Source organism: uncultured Kordia sp. (assembly GCF_947489565.1).
GTDB lineage: Bacteria > Bacteroidota > Bacteroidia > Flavobacteriales > Flavobacteriaceae > Kordia.
This window is the reverse complement of record NZ_CANLEA010000021.1, coordinates 60999-80532: the sequence shown is the minus strand read 5'-3', so window position 1 is coordinate 80532 and position 19534 is coordinate 60999. Positions and strand designations below refer to the sequence as shown.

Sequence of the window (19534 nt, the reverse complement as noted above, 5' to 3'; positions counted from 1 at the left end):
TTATATTTTTCGTTTTTTAAGTTTTTGTTCTTTTGGTTTATCTTTTTCTTGTCCAAGTGCGCCCGGAAACGATAAATTGGTACTTGAGTAAATCGTTCCGAATGTGTAATTGGCATTATAAACTTGCGAGACGGCATCAATAACTTGTGCGTCTGAAAGTTCTTTTAATGGATGAATGAACACAGACCAAAGAATATCATCAGAAATGGCATACTTCACGTCTAAGGCAGTATGAAAGTTTGCGGTTAAGCAATTTTTCAAGATGGTTTCATCAACGGTAGAAACTTCTGTGATCGGAGAAATAATACGCATGCGATTGTTTTTTTCGTCTGTCAAACAAATAAAAAGTCGATCATTAATAGCAAAACGCCAATTTCCTTCTTGTCCTTGAATGGTATCTGAGTTTTTCGTTAACAATGCTCCAAGTTTGGTATTGTCCATATTTTGGGCAGAAAGTCCACTGAAACTTAACATAAAAACGGTAATCAAAAGTATTTTTTTCATGAGATCGGTTTTAGTATATAAGAATCAGTCGAACGAAAGTATAAAAACAAACAGATAAACAGGAGTTTCTCATGGAAAAAGATAAAATTTTTAACATGAAATTGGTGCTGAAAAAATATTTGTGTAATTTTAACGCTAAATAAAGAATGTATTCCTGAAAAAGTGAAGTCAATCGTAAAATATGGTGTTGTAGGATTTAGCAGAAATCAATTTGATAAAAAAGCTGCTCGTGACATATTGTATACTGAATTTCAAAAACTCAAAGAGAAACACTCAGACGACATCATTGAAATTGTGAGTGGTTATACAAATTCTGGTATTCCTAAAATAGCGTATGAATTGGCAGATGAATTTGGTTTTGTTACGGTTGGATTTTCAGCAAAACAAGCCTTGAGAGTTCGAAGTGGCGTTTATCCTGTAAAAAAGAAAATCATTAGCGGAAATCGATTTGGTGATGAGTCGCAAGATTTTGTACGTTATATTGATGTATTAATACGTGTTGGTGGAGGAAAACAAAGCAGACATGAAACGGAATTATTTAAGAACAGGCACGTAACAAAACCAATGGATATTTTACTAAAAGAATTTGAAATAGATTGGTATGGGAAATAATGAAAATGTTCTATAGTTTACAAGTAGTTTCAAAATATAAACTTCATATTTCTGATCTGAAATTTTAATGCAGAAATCGTCTTAATATCTTCACTAAAAGCAACATTTTCAAAATATAAAAATTGGTTTAGTTTAAGTTTTTGAATGTAAACTCATTCGTAAGTATTTGATTATTAGTGTATTTTTTTGTACTTTTAGAAGTAATCAGATTTTAAGATTCCCGAGATTTGATTGTGTTTAAAATAGAAAACTCTCTTCCTGTATCGCACGTAAATCGTTATAAATGTCATTTGAAACGTGTGTTGACACCTCACAATTATGAAAAATGGTGAATTGAATTTTAAACACCAAGTAAAACTAAAAAATACATTCCGAGCTTTAATTATATTCTGTAACTGCGTAGTGAGTTGGATGCCAACCTCGTTCTATCTAAAGGATAGAAAATAACCAAAAAACCATGAAAAAAATAATAAAAAACTTACCAGTGATTGTTCTTGCGTTTGCCTTTTTGCTAACTGGTTGTACCAGTGATCAAACAGCAACAAATTCAGATGATGAAAATACAGCAAAATTTAAGTTGCCTACAATAGATGCTGATTGGGTAGAAATTGGGTACATAAAAGATGGAATGCCGTATTTAACTTTTGATACAAAAAAAGCATTGAATACACTCAGTGGAAACATGAAAAAATATGCAGATATCAACGAAAAGTATACTAGTGTGTATATTGCAACTATTGGAAAGGATTACAATTTACTGTTTGAAGGGGAAACATATCGTACCTCATTTTATGCAAAAATCATAAAATCACCTTCAAAATTGGCATCGGGAGCTTCGCATGCAATCGTAGCTGCACGTAAAATAACCTGTACAACTTCTGAATGTTCTCATGAACCTGAAGGCTGTGCTGTAAAATATGATAATGATAATCTTGGATTACCATATTGTTCTCCTTGTGCAAATGGAGGGAAATGTACTAAAACAGATATTAGTAATAGCGATGCAGTAGCAGTAGGCGTATTCTAATTCAAAATAAAAAATATCCGTGAACTGAATCCAAAAATTGGAATCAAAAAGAGACTGTTTAAAAAATCAAAACTTCGTCAAACCGAACTTGATTCGGTTTACCATTATCATTGAAATTCAATATGATGAGATTCTGAATCAAGTTCAGAATGACATGTTTTTAAGCCTTTTTAGACGGTTTTTTTATTTGAATTATTCATCAATCAAAATCTCTAACAACTGAATGGCTGCTTCACTAATTTTGGTTCCAGGGCCAAATACAGCTACAGCGCCGGCTTCGAATAAGAATTCATAATCTTGATGCGGAATTACACCACCAACAATCACCATAATATCTTCACGACCATACTTTTTTAATTCAGCAATTACTTGCGGAACTAAGGTTTTATGTCCAGCAGCTAAAGACGAAACACCTAGAATATGTACATCATTTTCCATGGCTTGTTTGGCAGCTTCTGCAGGTGTTTGGAATAATGGTCCGATGTCAACATCAAAACCAACGTCCGCATATCCTGTAGCCACCACTTTGGCACCACGATCGTGTCCGTCTTGTCCCATCTTTGCAATCATGATTCGCGGTTGGCGACCTTCCATTTCTGCAAACTGAGCAGCCATTTCTTTCGCTTTTTGGAACGAGCTATCGTCTTTTATTTCTTTACTATACACGCCTGAAAATGATTTAATTTGTGCTTTATACCTTCCGAAAACGGTTTCCATCGCATCTGATATTTCTCCTAAAGTTGCCCGTTTACGCGCCGCATCAACAGCTAAAGCTAGTAAATTTTCATCACCAGAAGTTGCCGCAGCAGTTAGTTTGTTGAGCACTTCGGTAACTTCGGAAGCATTTCGGTTTTTCTTCAATGTATCCAAACGCGCCAATTGTGCATTTCGAACCGTTTGATTGTCTACTTCTAATATGTGTAAAGGATCTTCCTTTTCAAGTCTATATTTATTCACACCAACAATGACATCCTGGCCAGAATCGATACGTGCTTGTTTACGTGCCGCAGCTTCTTCAATACGCATTTTTGGAATTCCAGCTTCAATAGCTTTGGTCATTCCACCAAGTTCTTCAACTTCTTCAATGAGTTGCATGGCTTTGTGAGCAATTTCATGTGTCAATTTTTCCACATAATAACTTCCTGCCCAAGGATCAACCGTCTTGGTAATTTTGGTTTCTTCTTGTAAATATATTTGTGTGTTACGGGCAATTCTAGCAGAAAAGTCAGTTGGCAATGCAATGGCTTCATCTAAGGCATTGGTATGCAAACTTTGTGTGCCACCAAAAGCTGCCGCCGCCGCTTCAATGCAAGTTCTTGCTACATTATTAAAAGGATCTTGCTCCGTTAAACTCCAACCACTGGTTTGACAGTGTGTACGTAAAGACAATGATTTTGGATTCTTCGGATTGAATTGTTTGACCAATTTTGCCCACAACATACGTGCTGCACGCATCTTTGCAATTTCCATAAAATGATTCATTCCTATTGCCCAGAAAAACGAAAGGCGAGGAGCAAAGGTGTCAATATCCATTCCTGCCGCCAATCCTTTACGAATATATTCTAAACCATCTGCTAAAGTATATGCGAGCTCAATATCGCAGGTTGCGCCAGCTTCCTGCATATGATATCCAGAAATACTGATACTGTTGAATTTTGGCATGTTTGCCGATGTATATTCAAAAATATCAGAAATAATTTTCATTGATGGTGTTGGTGGATAAATGTATGTATTACGCACCATGAATTCTTTTAGAATATCATTCTGAATGGTTCCAGCCAATTGTGCAGGTTCTACACCTTGTTCTTCTGCCGCTACAATATAAAATGCCATAATTGGTAATACAGCACCGTTCATGGTCATGGAAACGGACATTTTATCCAATGGAATTTGATCAAAAAGAATCTTCATGTCTTCCACAGAATCGATGGCAACTCCAGCTTTTCCAACATCGCCTACTACACGTTCATGATCGCTATCATAACCGCGATGTGTTGCTAAATCGAACGCAACCGACAATCCTTTTTGTCCAGCAGCTAAGTTTCTTCTGTAAAAAGCATTACTTTCTTCTGCCGTTGAAAATCCTGCGTACTGACGAATCGTCCATGGTCTACGAACATACATGGTAGAATATGGACCACGAAGATTTGGCGCAATTCCAGCTACAAAATCAAGATGTGCTACATTGTCCAGATCTTCTTTGTTATACGATGTTTGTACATCAATATCTTCTGCTGTTTTGAATGAAGCAGTTGTTTCTGATTTTTCAAACGTTTTCGTAGCGTTATCGAGTGTAATATGTTGAAGATTTTTTCTGCTCATTTTATAATTTGATTTTTTGAACGTATGAATCAAAGTCATACACTTTTTTCGAATTGAAGCTCAGTACAAATGTTTTTCCATTTCGGTTGATCACATAAAAATACGTGTAAATTTGTGCGTCTTCGCCAGTTAATACTTCGATTCCTTTGTACAAAAAGATAGCTCTAAAAATTCGGTCATGTCCTTTTTTTATGATTCCTGCACGGCTAAAAGAACTTTCTAAACCAAATACTTTCCCGTTTTTTTTGTGTTGTCTATTGAGTAGTTGAAGTAACGTTTGCGAAACAGATTGATCAATTCTAATATATGGAATTGACATATAGGTCACATCAAGTTCTAGGTCTTCACTTCGCATGACATAGGTGTTTTCAATACCGTATTTCATGTTTAAATAACGATCACGTTCTATTTTTCGAACTCTAGGATCTTCAATACTATCAATAAATTCCTTGTATTGACTAATAGAAAATAGTTTTACTTTTTTAGGAACAAAAAGATAAATGTTTTCAGTTTCTAAATGTATGTATTTCCCGTCTACATCATTAAACGGAACTGCTTTATCCTTATCCTTTTCATTTACATCGCATTGAATAAAGAAAAAGCTAAGTAAAAGTATGTAGATAGCTCTATTCATGCTTCAGTCTTTCTTTTTCTAATTTGGTAGCCAAACGTCTTAAACCAATTGGAATGACTAATACTTTTCGGACTTCATTTTTTGAAAAAGGTTCTATTTCCAAATCGTGTTTCATACGATCTTCAGGATTTGGATATTTATTAGTTCCTAGTAATACTTCTTTTCCTTCGTCAAATAGTGCTTGTTCTTTGGCGGCACTTTCTTTGATTTTACGATAAATAGTTTCTGCTTTTAATTGCTTTAAGAATCCGCCATTGGCTTCAATATCTTTAAACAACGTCAAGGCTTTTTCTGCTAGTTGCTGCGTGATGCTTTCAATATAATAAGAACCTTCTGTAGGATTGTCAGTTTTATCAAAATAGCTTTCATCTTTTAAAATACGAAGCTGATTTCTTGAAATCCGATCACCAAATTCATTGGCATGATGATACAAAGCATCATATGGAAGATTGTACACAAAATCGGCACCACCTAATACGGCGCTCATAGATTCCGTCGTAGTTCGCAACATATTTACATTGTAATCATACAAGGTTTTGTTACGTTTTGAAGGTGAAGCAATGATTGTACATTCTGATTGTACATTATATTCTTTCGCTAAAACACTCCACAAATGACGCAAAGCTCTTAGTTTGGCAATTTCAAAGAAATAGTGTGTACCAACTGCTACCTTAAATGTAATTGTATTTGTAATCTGTTCGCCATAGTGGTTCAAATATTCATTGACATGTGCCATTGCGTAGGCAAGTTGCTGCACCATAGTAGCACCCGCGTTTTGGTAAATATCCAAACGCACCGTAAGAACACTCTTGAAACCATCAAACTTTAAGATTTGTGCTAATGCTTCATGATCTTTCGTAAGATTGTCAAACCAATTTCCTGTGGAAGCTAAATTTCCTATCAAATCAACACCAATCGTGATACTTGCAGTATTTGCTTTCGCGAAAGCGTGAATATCCGAACAATACGAAACTGATAAAAAGTCCATTTCAATATGAAAAGGAATGGTTTTTACATTAATATCGGCTAGTATTTCCGTGATAGAAATACTTTCATTGGTAATGGATAACACAATACTTTCTGCGCCTCTAGTGAGTACATCTTTAATGTTTGCATTTGCTTCGCTAGCATCTGTCACAACAATATATTGTGTCACTTTCCATTCGGTTGTTTTTGTCGCAATAGGTTGTGCAATACCAAAATTTTCACTGTGATAAAAAGGTGTAATATTGATGCCTTCATGTGTAGCCGTGACTAGGGTTTGATTGTAATCGGCACCTTTTAGATCGACTTGTATTTTTTGTTTCCATTGTGCTGCCGAAACAGCATCAAATTCTTGAAATAGTGACTTACTCATTGGTTGATGTTTTTAGGCTATCTTCATATTCTATGATATAGATTTCTTCATTTTCTTTCTTCATGAAATAGCGTTCGCGAGCGAATTTTTCAAGTTTTTCCATAGTAGAGAATTCCTTGATTTCATTTCGATCTTTTTTGATAGCGCGTTGTAAGTTTGCTTTTTGTTTCTCTAGAAGTTCAATTTGTTTATCGAGTTCTCTGTGTGAAGAAAACCATGAATTTGCATCTAAAAATAGCATCCATGTAATAAATATGGCGGAAACAATGATGTATATATTTTTGAACTTTTCTAATTTCATATTCAAATGCGTGATGCGCTACGTTGATACCTGTAAATGTACTAAATATTAGGCTAATCGCTCACTTATAATTGTTCGAACAATATCTACAGCTACGGTGTTGTATCGATTATTTGGAATAATGATATCTGCAAACTCTTTGGTAGGTTCAATAAATTGCTCGTGCATTGGTTTTAATGTGTTTTGATATCGAGCCAATACTTCGTCAATATCGCGTCCACGTTGGGTAATATCGCGCTTTATTCTTCGAATCAAACGTTCGTCTGAATCGGCATGCACAAATATTTTGATGTCGCACATTTTACGAAGTTCAGAATTCGTTAAAATTAAAATTCCTTCCACAATCATTACCTTTCTTGGTAACGTATGAATGGTATCGCCTGTACGATTGTGTTTTACAAAGGAATACACAGGTTGATCTATTTCGTTTCCTTTTTTCAATTCTTTTAAATGTTCACATAATAAATCAAAATCAATAGATCGTGGATGATCGAAATTGATTTTTGTACGTTGTTCGTAATTTAAATGTGAAGTATCATTATAATACGAATCTTGTGAGATGACTCCAACTTCATTTTCGGGAAGTTGTTTAATAATTTCGTTTACAACTGTTGTTTTTCCACTTCCTGTTCCGCCTCCAATACCGATGATGAGCATATATTTTATCTTTTTTATTGTGGGACAAAATTAAGTAAATTATTCATGAGAATTATTTTTTGAAAAATAAATTATTTTTGCTTTTCCGTTTCAAGAAAAACCCTATATTTGCAATCCAATTTTGGATAACCTTTTCGGGGTGTAGCGTAGCCCGGTTATCGCGCCGCGTTTGGGACGCGGAGGTCGCAGGTTCGAATCCTGCCACCCCGACAAATAAAAAGTCTTGCCTTTGGCAGGACTTTTTTTGTATGTATATATGTTGAGCTTGCTCAAAAATATATACATACAAAAAAAGGACTCAACTCGCATGGCGAGTTAAGACTTTAAAATTTGCAACGTTCCCACACTCAGGATCACGGAGTAATCCTAAACATCCTAAAATACAAGCTCGCTCAAAAATATATACATACAAAAAAAGGACTCAACTCGCATGGCGAGTTAAGACTTTAAAATTTGCAACATTCCCACACTCAGGATCATGGAGTAATCCTAGAATTTATAAAAGTAGTGCTTGCTCAACATTTCGACTTCGCTCAATGTGTCGCGTTAACGGGATTTCTATGATGTCTATTCAAGATCATGGAGTAATCTTTTTATTTCCAAAAACCACCTTTTAGCAATTATACACAGATTCAGTTATATTTGTGAGAAACACTAACGAACTAAAACTGCACATGAATTCACGATTATTACTCTACGTTTTTGTAATAGCAACTTTTTTTGCTTGTGGAGCGGAAGAAAAGAAAGCAGATACAACGACTTCTCAAACCAAAGAAAAAGAAACTGTTGATACTCCTGAAAAGATACTATCATTGGATGATAAAATTAAGCTGATTAAAACGAACTTTTCAACAATAGAAAACCAACTTTCTTCATTTGATAAAAAAGAGATCGAAGAAAATGTTGGAGGCGGCGTTCTTAAAAAGGAAGCTTATTTTAAGTCTGGAGTTCCCCAGAAAGTTAAAGAAGGTAATTATGGAGAGCATGGTTCTATCGAACGAACTTTTTATTTGCATAATAATATCTTATTTTTTGTATTTGAACAAGAACGAAGTGAAGCTGGTATGCATGGTCCGTTTACTTCCAAAGAGAAACGTTATTATATTCATGATGGAAAGTTAATACGTGTATTAGCAAAAGAGAAAACATCAAAATCTTATGAAATTGATATGTCTACGGTTAAAAATATAGATGTTACTGAGCAATGGAAATCGGAGCAAAATATGATTTCTGAATTTGAAAAAACACTACGTGAAACAAGCGCAAGTCTTTTAGAAAGTGAAACGGAAACGGTTGGTTTAAGTAATGGACGTTGGATTAGTACAGACGATCCTAATTCGGGTGTAGAAATTAAAGACGGAACTTTTACGATGTTTTATAAAGGCACAGAAACGAATCCCAATAGTATCTATAAGTATACGTTGACCGAAAAAGATGGTGTTGAATATTTGAACTTAAAAAATGATGCTGGAGAAGAAATGATTTACGGATTATTAGAATATTCAGACGAAAGCATGGTGTTAAGTTATTTGAATCGCGGAAGTACCTTAACGTATCGCAAAGAAAAATAATAAATGATTCTCGAAGGAACACAACCGTTGCAAAAGAGTGGTAGTTATTATCATTTAGTAGTTTCAGCTGATATTGTGAATCAGTATGAAAAAAAACGTGCGACACGATTGATTTGTACCATTGATGATACCGTTAGGCTGCAATGTGGATTGAATCATCTAGGAAACGGAGATTTTTATATCATGCTTGCCAAAAAATACATCAAACAAATTGGGAAAGAAGCTGGCGAAACTATTTCATACAAATTAGAAATTGATCCAAATCCGCTTGGCGTTGATATTCCTGAAGTTTTGGAAGTGTTTTTAGCGCAAGATCCTGACGGAAAAACCATTTTTGATAAACTTACTGATGGAAGAAAACGCACTTTGATTTTTAGTGTATTGCGCATCAAAAATGTAGACAAGCAAGTAGAAACGATTCTTAAGTTTTTACAAGCAGAACACGAAAAACAGCGCGCAAAGAAAAGTAATTGGTAAACCTATAATTGTACATGACAGAATTTACAGAACGTTACAGGAAATTATCTGACGAAGAATTGTTAGGGATCATCACTAGTGCTTCAAGTTACCAACCAATTGCAATAGAAACTGCAAAATTAGAACTGTTGAATCGAGGAATTCCAGAAGATGAATTAAACGAATTGATCACTCAAAATAGGGAAGAGGCAGCGGAAAGACAAAAAAATCTTCAAGAAAAAAAAGAAGCTAGCGAAGCTAAAAAGAAAGCTTTTTTTGATCCGATAAATCCTTTTTTAAAAGGACTTGAATCTCATGAACGACAAATTCGTATTCTGAGTTGGCTTTTATCAGGATTGGGATTGTACGTAGCAGTTTTGTTAATCTACATTTTTATAGAAGGTTACGCATTAATTCACTTATTTCTTAGTTCTATTTTATCTGTTGAATTTGGAAAAAGTTATTTGTTGATTTTGTATTTGATATACATTATTTCAACAATACTAGGTCCTATTTTGTTTTGGAAACGGACCAGGTTTGGCTGGTTTTTATCAGCATTTATTATTATTTCAAGTGCATTAGGATTGATTCTTACAGTCTTTTATTATGCTTCTCAGCCATACTACCAATTTGATGAAATAGTGGATGCATTTATGATGTCTGATACCAGAATTATGATACATCTATTCTATGTAAGTTTCGTTACTTTCGGTTTGTATGTATTGTTTAAAAGAAAAGTGAAATATATCTTTAACGTTAAGAAAACCATCATTTGGATTGCGTGGATCACAGCAATTATATGTCAAATGTTACTTTGGTATCCTTTTTTAGGAAATTAATCTGTATCCACAGAAGCAATTCAGTGTTCTTGATTTGTGAGTTTGTCTATGCTATTCTTCCTGTATGTTACTCAAAACCGCTTCCAATTCTCCTTGTATATACGCTGAAATATTAGGTTGGTTTAAGGTGTAAATTATATACACTTGCACCATTGGATGAAACCTTCCAATTGTCTCTAAAGACCATGCTGCCGCTCTTCCAACAGCATATTTTATCAGTGCTGCTTCAGGTAAATTTTTCGCATCTTCTTCACTAATATCCTTTTTAAAATACAATGTTGAAATAATTTTTTCTAGATTCTCATATTTTCCATTAGCAAAAAATAAACTCCATAACATATCTAAATCTGAAGGATGATCAATTTCTTTTTCTAATGGATTGTAGAATTCGTCTCTAAATTCGTAGAGAATTTTTAACTCTTCTTCAGAAAATCCTAAACTGTCTACTTTTTCATACTTGGAACGCGCAAATAAAATAATCAATCCGTTTCGTTGCAATCTGGAAAATTTATCTGCTTTTATAAGTGAAATAATTTCATCAACAAGAAATAACGAATTGTTCAAGGCTTCTACATAAAATAGAATACTAGCATCATTATTAAGCGTATTATTTTCTTCTAAACCTTTACAATAATATGAAATTAATTCTGTCGGTTTTGGATCTAAATAATACTTCTGGCGCCATTCTTCTAATTCTAATGTTGGTTTTTGTAATAAGTTTGGCAGGCTTTTACGAAACGTAAGTTCTTGTGTAACGATTATTTTTTCTTCATCCGAATTGGTATCATCTACAGAAAGGATAAGATTATAAACACCTTCTTCATCTTCTTCTGTAAACTTAAATGGAAGTAGTTCAGGAAAAAGAATAAACCCGATTTTTTCTTCTAAATCACCTAATAATACTTTTTCAGTAGCGTTTGGTAAAACCTTTCCAGTATTGCTATTTTCGAGCGAACAATTGATTTTTAAGTTGATTTTCCCGCCTTTAATTTCATACTTGCCTAACAAAATTAATGCTTTAAACTCCTGATTTGGTAAGGCATCGTAAACCGCAGAAAATTTAGGAGCTGTAATTCCTTTTGTCATTTCCCATTGATCTTCAACGTATGTGCTTAAGGTTGGAATGAGTATCGTTTCTTGATTCATAGTTGCTTATTTTTCTTGCTAATGCACAACATATATATAAGAAACTCTTATGGTTTTGATGAGCATTGAACCTACCTTTTACTATAGATTTTGTGTATGGCTAAAACTACAATAATCTTGTTCAAAGTCAAAGTTACGTGGGAAGTTTTAATCTTTTCAATGCCAATTTGTAAGTATAAATATAGACTTCGATAATTTAATCTAGCAAAGTCAATATCGTATCAACAGATGCCACTAAACGTTCTTCATTAGCATCTGTTTTGGAGACAACTTTTAAACCGTTTAAAAAAGTGTGTAGGAGTGAAGCAATATTTTTGATGTTTTTAGTAGAAGAAATCTCTCCTGAATCGACTCCTTTTTTTAGAAAGTCTTCAAAAGTAGTTGTCATGAATGTTTTATTCTCTTGGATGACTTTGAGCATTTCTTCATCATTTGGAACCAATTCGGTAGTAACATTCACTACAAAACAACCTTTATGATCAGCATCGCAGGCAGCTTCTGAAATTTCACGTTCAAACAATGAGCGAAATCCTTCTTTTACATTTTCTTGACTTTCTAAAAATGCTTGTAACTGCTTTCTGTTTGAAGTTCGGTAATGTGTAAAAGCCTTTTCAAAGAGTTCTTTTTTTCCACCATATGTATCATAAATACTTGCCCGATTGATACCTAAATAAGTCACCAAATCTTGCATGGAAGTTGCGTGGAAACCATTTCGCCAAAACAAGCACATGGCTTTGTTCAGCGTTTCTTCTTCATTAAATTTTTTTACTCTTGGCATAAACTAAAAATTGTAGCGATAGTAAAAACCATCGCTACAAAAATACAGATTAATAATCATATGTATTAACTCAATAAAGGATTTACATTCATTCCACCATCTACATTATATTCACTTCCTGTAATAAAAGAAGCTTCATCAGAGGCTAAAAAGGCTACTAAATTGGCTACATCTTCTGGTTGTCCAAATCGTTTTAATGGAATGCGTTCTTGCATCGCTTGTGCAAGACCATTAAGTTGCTCTGTTGGCATGCCAGTTTTTCCAAAAATTGGTGTTTCTACAGGTCCAGGATTCACCGCATTTACACGAATTTTTCTTGGAGCTAACTCCGTAGCAGCAGTTCGAGTATACGAATTCAAAGCAGCTTTGGTAGCAGCATAAATCGCCGTATTTGGCATTCCTGTATACGCATTAATAGAAGATAAGTTGATAATAGAAGCGCCATCATTCAAAATTGGTAAAAACTTTTCTGTAGTAAACACGGCGCCTTTAAAATTGATGTTAAACTGCGAATCGTATACTTCTTCGGTAATTTGACCCACGGGCGCTGGCGTAAAAATTCCTGCGTTTACAAATAAAACATCCACATTTCCATGCGATTCTTTGACTTCATTTACTAAATTATCGATCGCATCTAAGGATGTAACATCTGCTACAATTCCGCGAACGCCTAATTCTTGAGCAGCTTTTGCCACACGTTCTTCCGATCTTCCTGTAATGATGACATTGGCTCCTTGTGCTTTTAATTTAGATGCAGAAGCATAGCCAATTCCACTATTTCCACCGGTAACTACTGCAGTTTTTCCTTGTAATGTATTCATGATTTTTTGGTTTTTATGTTTGATAACTATTTTGGAACGATCATTCCGATACAAATATATAAATAACAGAATGATCATTCCAAATAAAAGAGCGATTTTTTTTGTTACTTTTGAATTGTGCTAAAAAACAACACGATATGACACCAAATTCATTTGTAAAAACTTTGACAATCATACATTTTGTCTTAGTTGCTGGTTTAGTGATTCTTGCGGGTATTTTTTCTTATGATGATATAGGAACTGCAAAATTTTCTTTTGATACAACAGATATGTTCTTGCTTATTTTTCCTGTGATTGTGATTAGTACGCTGACTATGAGTCGCATAATGTTTCAAAAAATGGTGCAAAACGCAAAGAATATGGAAGGTTTGAAAAAGATGTTGACTCAATATCAAACGGCAAGTATTGTAAAATTTGCTTTGATTGAAAGTCCAGCTATGTTTGGTATTGTGATGTATATGGTTTCAAAGAATGCAACATTTATAGCAATTTCTGGCGTGTTGATTCTGTATTTGATTTTACAAAGGCCTTCGAAATCTAAAATTGAAAACGATTTGGAATTACGTGGCGAAGCGCGCAATCAGTTTCGTAAATATGATTCGGTGATCGACTAATTTTTTATGAAAATAACCTCAGAAAAATTTCCCTATTGTATTGCGAAAATTAAAGAAAGTCTATATGACTCTTGTAATTTTCATTTCTCAAACTTTTGTTCAGAAGAAGAAAGCACAGCCTATGAAGCCTGTTCGTTTCAACTTGAAACATATCATATAATTTCTAGAACGGCAAAAATCACACCTAAAAAAATTGGTCAATTTGTTACTGTTTGGAAACGAAATGTCGAAGGTATCACGGCGCCTTTTCATGAAACTGATACGTTTGATTTTATTGTAATTAATGTTCAAAAAGAGCAACAATTTGGACAATTTGTATTTCCAAAATCAATATTGATTCAAAAACAAATCGTAGCTACCGAATTGAAAGATGGAAAACGTGGAATTAGAGTCTATCCATCTTGGGACAAACCAACAAGTAAGCAAGCTATCAAAACACAGGCTTGGCAATTGCGTTATTTCCTTATGTTGAATACTGCAGAAACAGTATTAAAAACAAAATTACTTTATGGTATTTGATTGGTTTAGTTAGCTTTTTAAATTACAATTGGAGCACCACCAATATTCATGAATAGCATCTTTTAACTTTGTTTTAGTTTCCTTTTCGCAATTAGTACAAATTTGCTCATCATTTTCATTCTCAAAAGCTTCATAAAAACATATTGAGCAGTTCCAAATAGTGAGTTCAGATTTTTCATTATCTAACATCCAAGTGAATGAATCTTTGTTACAGTTTGGGCAAATTTGAGTAGCCATTCTTCTTTAGATTGAAAAACTCAAAGTAAACGTAGTCAAACCGTTTTCAGACTTAAAGAAAATTGTGCCATCATGCATTTCTACAATACTTTTGGTTAAGGTTAATCCAATTCCAGAACCTTCTTTTCGAGTAGTAAAATACGGAATGAAAATATTATTCTTAATCTTTTTAGAAATTCCAATTCCGTTATCCGAAACGGTTAAATGCACACGATTGTTATCGGCATTGATGGTCACAGTTATTGTTGGATTTTCGGCTTCTTTCAACGCATACAAACAGTTAGAAATTAAATTGATAACAACTTGTTCTAGTTGCTGTTTATCCGCCAAAAGCTGAATATTTTCTTTATGATGAAAGTCAAGTTGAATATTTTTTTCTTTAAACTCTTGGGCAAATAAATCGAGCGTTTGCTGTACAGTTTCTGTAAAGTTAATGTCCTTTTTATCGGGCAAAGGCAATTCTGATAACTGACGATACGTATTCACAAAATTATTTAAGTGAGAAGAACGCTTTTTAATAATTTTCAATCCTTGCGATAATTCTTCCAACGTATCTTCATCAGGTTCGTCTTGTAATAGTGAATCTAAATTTTCTGCCAAACTGCTTATTGGCGTAATCGTATTGATGATTTCATGCGACATCACGGTCATGAGTTTATACCAAGATTCTTTTTCTTTTTTATCAATTAGTTGTTGAATGGTTTCCATAGTTACCATCAAATAATCAAATTCGCTAGTATGCGTAACCGAAGTTTTTAGGAAAAACGATTCTACTTGATCATTTACACTTAACGAAATGGTATGTTTTACACGTTTCCAAGGCTGCGCATCAATAATAGCAACCAAAGGCGTAATTTTTTCTTTTAGAAGTTTCCAATTGTAAAATTTCGGAATTTGAAAGAAATCGACAAAAGCTTTGTTCAACTGAAATACTTCTATTTGTTGGTTTGTATCCTTCCGGAGAATTAACACGCCAATCGTTAAACTCTCAATAATATTTGTAAAAATCACCTGTTCGGAAGTGAACAGTTTGCTTTGTGTGCGGTATTTTTCTTGGAGTTTTGCTGTTTTTGCATGTAAACTATTTTGTTGCTTTTCAGTGGAAATTTTATTAGAAAAGTCATCGTTCAACAAACAATCTACCGTTTTTTCAATATCTAAAAATAGCTTATCTAAATAGTCAAAACATAAAAACATTTGAAACATCAGCAATAGCGTAAAGCCTAATCCATTAATGATGTATCCATATTGAAAGAAATAATAGATCAGCATGGCATTCAAAGCAATCAGCAATATGCGAATGCAGAGTTGTATGTAGATTTTTTTCCCCATTTAGAGTTGGTGTTTTTCAAGTCGTCGGTACAAAGCAGCACGCGTCAATCCTAAATCTTTTGCAGCTTTTGAAATATTTCCATGATGTTTATCCATGGCTTGTTGAATCAGTATTTTTTCCGTTTCCTCTAAATTAAGTGTTACAGGCGTATTTGTCGCTACTTTGCGAGAAGAAAAATGCAAATCTTCTGCTTCAATACTGGTATTTTCTGTAATGATTACGGCGCGTTCTATGATGTGTTCGAGTTCACGAATATTTCCTGGCCAATTGTAATTCTTCAGTGCTATTAGGGCACTATTTGAGATTGAAGAAAGTTGTTTTCGATAGCGTTGATTCAACTTTTTTAAGAAATGATGTGCCAATACTTCAATGTCTTCGTTACGTTCTCTCAATGGCGGTAATTGCAGTTCGATGGTATTGATTCTGAACAGTAAATCTTGTCGGAAGGTTTGTTCGTTTACCATTTCATGAATCGGCGCATTGGTTGCACAAATAATACGTACATCAATTGTACGCTCGTTTCCTTCTCCCAAACGAGTGACTTTTCTATTTTGAATTACCGTTAATAATTTGGATTGAAGGTGTAAAGGAAGATTTCCAATTTCATCTAAAAAAATAGTTCCGCCAGCGGCCAATTCAAAGCGTCCCAAAGTATCTTTTTGTGCATCGGTAAAAGCACCTTTGGCATATCCGAACAATTCACTTTCAAATAAATTTTCATTCAAAGCACCTAAATCAACATGTATAAACGGATGATTTTTACGTTCGGATTGCAAGTGAATTTCTTTGGCAAACACATATTTTCCAGTTCCGTTTTCACCTAAAATCAACACATTTGCATCTGTTGGCGCTACTTTTTGGACCAAATTGATCGCTTTTTTCATCGCAGCGGATTTTCCAATGATATGTTCTGTCTGTTGATGAAAATCTTTGTCCAGTTGTTTCTGAACTGTTTCTAATTGTGTTGTTTTTCGTTTCGATCGCGCTAATTCCACACCTGCATTGACAATACTATACAGTTTTTCGGTATTCCAAGGTTTCAGAATAAAATCGGTTGCACCTTGCTTAATCGCTTCTACAGCTAGATTCACGCTTCCAAAAGCAGTCATGAGAATTACGGTTGTTTCTGGACTTATTTCCTTGACTTGTTGCAGCCAATACAATCCTTCTTTCCCATCTTCAAAACCAATGCGGTAATTCATATCTAACAAAACCACATCAAACGTTTGTGACGTAATATAATTGTTAATCTTCTTAGGATTGTTTGTGGTAATGATTTCCGTAAAATATTTCTTCAAGCTAATACGCGCAGAAAATAAAATATCGTCATCATCATCAACAATTAATATGGAAGCTTCCTTTTTTCTCATACTACATAGTTAGTGAGATGTTTGATAATGAACAAAAAAATGTTCGAAAATGAACACTTGCAAAAACGCTTTATTTTTTAAATATCTGATTTTTAGTTTTTTACATGTTTTTTTTTTCATGGCACAAGAATGGCACTCTATCTATCAAACAAATAAAAAAACGATGGACAAGCAAATTCAACCAAAAAATAAAAAAACGAAACGTATGCTGTTTTGGGGAATTCCAACGATTGTGTTAGCCGCTATTATTTTTATGAGCGCCACACGTAAAAAGCAAGTGAACTTAGACAAAGAAACCATTTCTATTAAGGAAGTAACAAAAGGTGACTTTGAAGATGTGTTATTATTTAATAGTACTGTAGAACCAAAAACTTCGGTATTGATCAATGTAATTCAAGGCGGATCGGTTTCGGAAGTATTTGTAGAAAGCGGACAAACGGTGACAAAAGGAACGCCGTTATTACGTGTGTACAATCCGAATGCAGAATTGAATTATTTGACACAAGAAACTGCCATTGTAGAACAGATTAATAATTTGAGAAATATTCGTGTCACTATCAAAAATCAACAATTGAATTTGGACGAACAGTTATTGAGTATTGACAATGCTTATAAAAATGCAGAACGTCAGTATGCAATTGATCAACGATTGTACAAAAAAGAAATCATTGCACGCAATAAGTATCAAACATCAGAGCAAGAATACAAATTTCAAAAAGAGCGTAACGAAGTGATTAAAACGAAAGTTTCTAACGAAAAAAATGATCGTAATGTACAATTGTCGCGTATCAATGCTTCGGTAAGAAAGATGGAAGAAAGTTTGGAGTTATTGCGTAAAAACAAAGAAAACTTTATTGTAAAAGCGCCTAAAGATGGTTTGTTATCGTCATTCAATCCGACGTTGGGACAAAACTACAATCAAGGTGATAATGTTGGGAAAATTGATGTTTTGGATGGTTATAAATTAACCGCAAAAGTTGATGAATACTATATTTCAAAACTTAAAGAAGGCATACGTGGAACCGTGACTGTGGACGATCAAAAAATGCCAATTCGTATTTCAAAAATTTATCCTGAGATTGTGAAAGGAGGTTTTCAAGTAGAATTGCAGTTTGAAACAGATTCAATTTCAAAAGGAATTCGTCGAGGAATGTCTTTAAAAAGTAAAATGTTTTTATCAAACAATAGCAAAGCATTATTACTTCCAAAAGGATTATTTTACCAAAGCACCAATGGGAAATGGGTTTTTGTATTAAATTCAGACAATAAAGCCGTAAAACGCTCTGTACGCATCGGACGTGAGAATCCTTTTTATTACGAAGTTTTAGAAGGTTTAAAAGAAGGCGATCGTGTCATTACTTCGAGTTATGATGATTATAAAGATATGGAAGAATTAAATTTAAATTAATCATGCTTGTATTTGTATATATTTTAATAGAAAAGCTTGTCACATTATTTTTATAAAAATTAGTTTAAAGTACCAAACAGTTATTTAAGTACTTCTCGATACAATTTTCTAGTGAAAATCACTCGAAGAGACGCTTTGAAAAATAATCAAAATTGTAAATGTTGAATGCTAAATTTTAAATGAAAAAAGATACTTTTTAACACACAACAAATCAACAAATCAACAAATCAACAAATCAACAAATCAACAAATCAACAAATCAACAAAAAACGAACAAACAAATAAACGAACAATGATTACATTATCAGATTTAACGAAAGTTTACAGAACAGAAGAAGTAGAAACCACGGCCATTCATAAATTAAATTTAACCGTGAAAGAAGGAGAATTTGTTTCGATCATGGGAACTTCAGGATGTGGAAAATCTACCTTATTAAACATCATCGGATTGTTAGATGCGCCAACTTCAGGAAGCTATCAGTTTGCAGATGAAGAAGTTTCAAAATATTCCGAAAAACAACGCGCCTTATTACGCAAAGCGAATATTGGATTTGTATTTCAAAATTTCAATCTCATCGATGAACTTTCAGTATATGAAAACATTGAATTACCATTGATTTACAACAAAGTACCTTCAAGCGATCGCAAAAAACGTGTCAATGAAATTTTAGAACGCATCGGAATTGCACACAGAGCCAAACATTTTCCATTACAATTATCTGGAGGACAACAGCAACGTGTAGCCGTAGCAAGAGCGTTGGTTGCCAATCCAAAATTAATCTTAGCCGATGAGCCGACAGGAAATTTAGACAGTAAAAATGGTAATGAAGTAATGGAATTATTAGCAGAATTGCATGCTTCAGGCGCGACTATCATCATGGTAACACACTCTTCATACGATGCGCAATTTTCTAGCAGAATTGTGATGATGAAAGATGGAGAAATCATTTCAGAAAAAACAAATACACGTGATATAGACGTGTTAGTTGAGTAACATATATCAATCATTCATCAATCAAAAACAAAAT

21 protein-coding genes and 1 tRNA gene are annotated in these 19534 nt (G+C 33.9%); 10 read left to right on the top strand and 12 right to left on the bottom strand.

Annotation, left to right across the window (positions count from 1 at the left end; translation table 11 throughout):
- On the bottom strand, positions 1 to 504 hold the full coding sequence (locus tag Q0845_RS22965; protein WP_298518616.1) for a hypothetical protein: 504 nt from the start codon (positions 502 to 504) through the stop codon (positions 1 to 3).
- Positions 505 to 666: 162 nt separating this feature from the next.
- Here Q0845_RS22965 and Q0845_RS22960 point away from each other — a divergent pair, with 162 nt between their 5' ends.
- Positions 667 to 1116, top strand: coding sequence for a hypothetical protein (locus tag Q0845_RS22960; protein WP_298518614.1), 450 nt, complete (start codon positions 667 to 669; stop codon positions 1114 to 1116).
- Between the two features lie 457 nt (positions 1117 to 1573).
- A complete protein-coding gene (locus Q0845_RS22955) occupies positions 1574 to 2143 on the top strand; it encodes a hypothetical protein (protein ID WP_298518611.1) in 570 nt (189 codons plus the stop codon).
- A gap of 192 nt (positions 2144 to 2335) precedes the next feature.
- On the opposite strand, the gene scpA is transcribed toward Q0845_RS22955, so the two are convergent.
- The 5 genes from scpA to udk are packed head-to-tail and all read right to left on the bottom strand — an operon-like array spanning position 2336 to position 7414.
- Positions 2336 to 4465: a methylmalonyl-CoA mutase gene (gene scpA, locus Q0845_RS22950; protein ID WP_298518608.1), complete on the bottom strand. Its 2130-nt coding sequence runs from the start codon at positions 4463 to 4465 to the stop codon at positions 2336 to 2338.
- 1 nt (position 4466) lies between these two features.
- On the bottom strand, positions 4467 to 5099 hold the full coding sequence (locus Q0845_RS22945) for a hypothetical protein (RefSeq protein ID WP_298518605.1): 633 nt from the start codon (positions 5097 to 5099) through the stop codon (positions 4467 to 4469).
- Positions 5092 to 6456: a methylmalonyl-CoA mutase subunit beta gene (locus Q0845_RS22940; protein ID WP_298518602.1), complete on the bottom strand. Its 1365-nt coding sequence runs from the start codon at positions 6454 to 6456 to the stop codon at positions 5092 to 5094. Before Q0845_RS22940 ends, Q0845_RS22945 begins: the two co-directional genes overlap by 8 nt.
- Positions 6449 to 6757 carry a septum formation initiator family protein gene (locus tag Q0845_RS22935; protein ID WP_298518599.1) on the bottom strand — a complete coding sequence of 103 codons (309 nt, stop codon included), beginning with the start codon at positions 6755 to 6757 and terminating at the stop codon, positions 6449 to 6451. Before Q0845_RS22935 ends, Q0845_RS22940 begins: the two co-directional genes overlap by 8 nt.
- 48 nt (positions 6758 to 6805) lie before the next feature.
- Positions 6806 to 7414: a uridine kinase gene (udk, locus tag Q0845_RS22930; RefSeq protein ID WP_298518596.1), complete on the bottom strand. Its 609-nt coding sequence runs from the start codon at positions 7412 to 7414 to the stop codon at positions 6806 to 6808.
- Positions 7415 to 7549: 135 nt separating this feature from the next.
- On the opposite strand from udk, the gene Q0845_RS22925 reads away from it, so the two are divergent.
- From Q0845_RS22925 to Q0845_RS22910, 4 genes are all read left to right on the top strand, one after another.
- Positions 7550 to 7624 (top strand) — tRNA-Pro (locus tag Q0845_RS22925).
- A 464-nt stretch (positions 7625 to 8088) separates the two neighbouring features.
- Positions 8089 to 8985 carry a hypothetical protein gene (locus tag Q0845_RS22920; RefSeq protein WP_298518593.1) on the top strand — a complete coding sequence of 299 codons (897 nt, stop codon included), beginning with the start codon at positions 8089 to 8091 and terminating at the stop codon, positions 8983 to 8985.
- A gap of 3 nt (positions 8986 to 8988) precedes the next feature.
- A complete protein-coding gene (locus Q0845_RS22915) occupies positions 8989 to 9462 on the top strand; it encodes a DUF1905 domain-containing protein (protein WP_298518590.1) in 474 nt (157 codons plus the stop codon).
- Positions 9463 to 9476: 14 nt separating this feature from the next.
- Positions 9477 to 10280 (top strand): hypothetical protein, encoded by an 804-nt coding sequence (locus Q0845_RS22910; RefSeq protein WP_298518587.1) that lies wholly within the window; start codon positions 9477 to 9479, stop codon positions 10278 to 10280.
- Positions 10281 to 10331: 51 nt separating this feature from the next.
- Here Q0845_RS22910 and Q0845_RS22905 read toward each other — a convergent pair whose 3' ends face one another.
- The 3 genes from Q0845_RS22905 to Q0845_RS22895 form a co-directional block, all read right to left on the bottom strand.
- Positions 10332 to 11426 carry a hypothetical protein gene (locus Q0845_RS22905; RefSeq protein ID WP_298518584.1) on the bottom strand — a complete coding sequence of 365 codons (1095 nt, stop codon included), beginning with the start codon at positions 11424 to 11426 and terminating at the stop codon, positions 10332 to 10334.
- A gap of 196 nt (positions 11427 to 11622) precedes the next feature.
- On the bottom strand, positions 11623 to 12204 hold the full coding sequence (locus tag Q0845_RS22900; RefSeq protein WP_298518581.1) for a TetR/AcrR family transcriptional regulator: 582 nt from the start codon (positions 12202 to 12204) through the stop codon (positions 11623 to 11625).
- A 65-nt stretch (positions 12205 to 12269) separates the two neighbouring features.
- Positions 12270 to 13025, bottom strand: a complete 756-nt coding sequence (locus Q0845_RS22895; RefSeq protein WP_298518579.1) for an SDR family oxidoreductase — start codon at positions 13023 to 13025, stop codon at positions 12270 to 12272.
- A 137-nt stretch (positions 13026 to 13162) separates the two neighbouring features.
- On the opposite strand from Q0845_RS22895, the gene Q0845_RS22890 reads away from it, so the two are divergent.
- Positions 13163 to 13639 (top strand): hypothetical protein, encoded by a 477-nt coding sequence (locus tag Q0845_RS22890; protein WP_298518576.1) that lies wholly within the window; start codon positions 13163 to 13165, stop codon positions 13637 to 13639.
- 6 nt (positions 13640 to 13645) lie between these two features.
- Positions 13646 to 14158, top strand: a complete 513-nt coding sequence (locus Q0845_RS22885) for a MepB family protein (RefSeq protein WP_298518574.1) — start codon at positions 13646 to 13648, stop codon at positions 14156 to 14158.
- 9 nt (positions 14159 to 14167) lie between these two features.
- Here Q0845_RS22885 and Q0845_RS22880 read toward each other — a convergent pair whose 3' ends face one another.
- Genes Q0845_RS22880 through Q0845_RS22870 form a run of 3 tightly spaced genes read right to left on the bottom strand, consistent with a single transcriptional unit; the run spans position 14168 to position 17098 of the window.
- Positions 14168 to 14395, bottom strand: coding sequence for a hypothetical protein (locus Q0845_RS22880; protein ID WP_298518571.1), 228 nt, complete (start codon positions 14393 to 14395; stop codon positions 14168 to 14170).
- Positions 14396 to 14401: 6 nt separating this feature from the next.
- Positions 14402 to 15727, bottom strand: coding sequence for a HAMP domain-containing sensor histidine kinase (locus Q0845_RS22875; RefSeq protein ID WP_298518568.1), 1326 nt, complete (start codon positions 15725 to 15727; stop codon positions 14402 to 14404).
- Positions 15728 to 17098, bottom strand: a complete 1371-nt coding sequence (locus tag Q0845_RS22870) for a sigma-54 dependent transcriptional regulator (protein ID WP_298518565.1) — start codon at positions 17096 to 17098, stop codon at positions 15728 to 15730. It abuts the gene before it with no gap.
- 163 nt (positions 17099 to 17261) lie between these two features.
- Here Q0845_RS22870 and Q0845_RS22865 point away from each other — a divergent pair, with 163 nt between their 5' ends.
- Positions 17262 to 18506: an HlyD family efflux transporter periplasmic adaptor subunit gene (locus Q0845_RS22865; protein ID WP_298518562.1), complete on the top strand. Its 1245-nt coding sequence runs from the start codon at positions 17262 to 17264 to the stop codon at positions 18504 to 18506.
- Between the two features lie 292 nt (positions 18507 to 18798).
- Complete coding sequence (locus Q0845_RS22860; protein WP_298518560.1) at positions 18799 to 19500, top strand: ABC transporter ATP-binding protein; 702 nt, start codon at positions 18799 to 18801, stop codon at positions 19498 to 19500.
- The last annotated feature ends 34 nt before the right edge of the window (positions 19501 to 19534 follow it).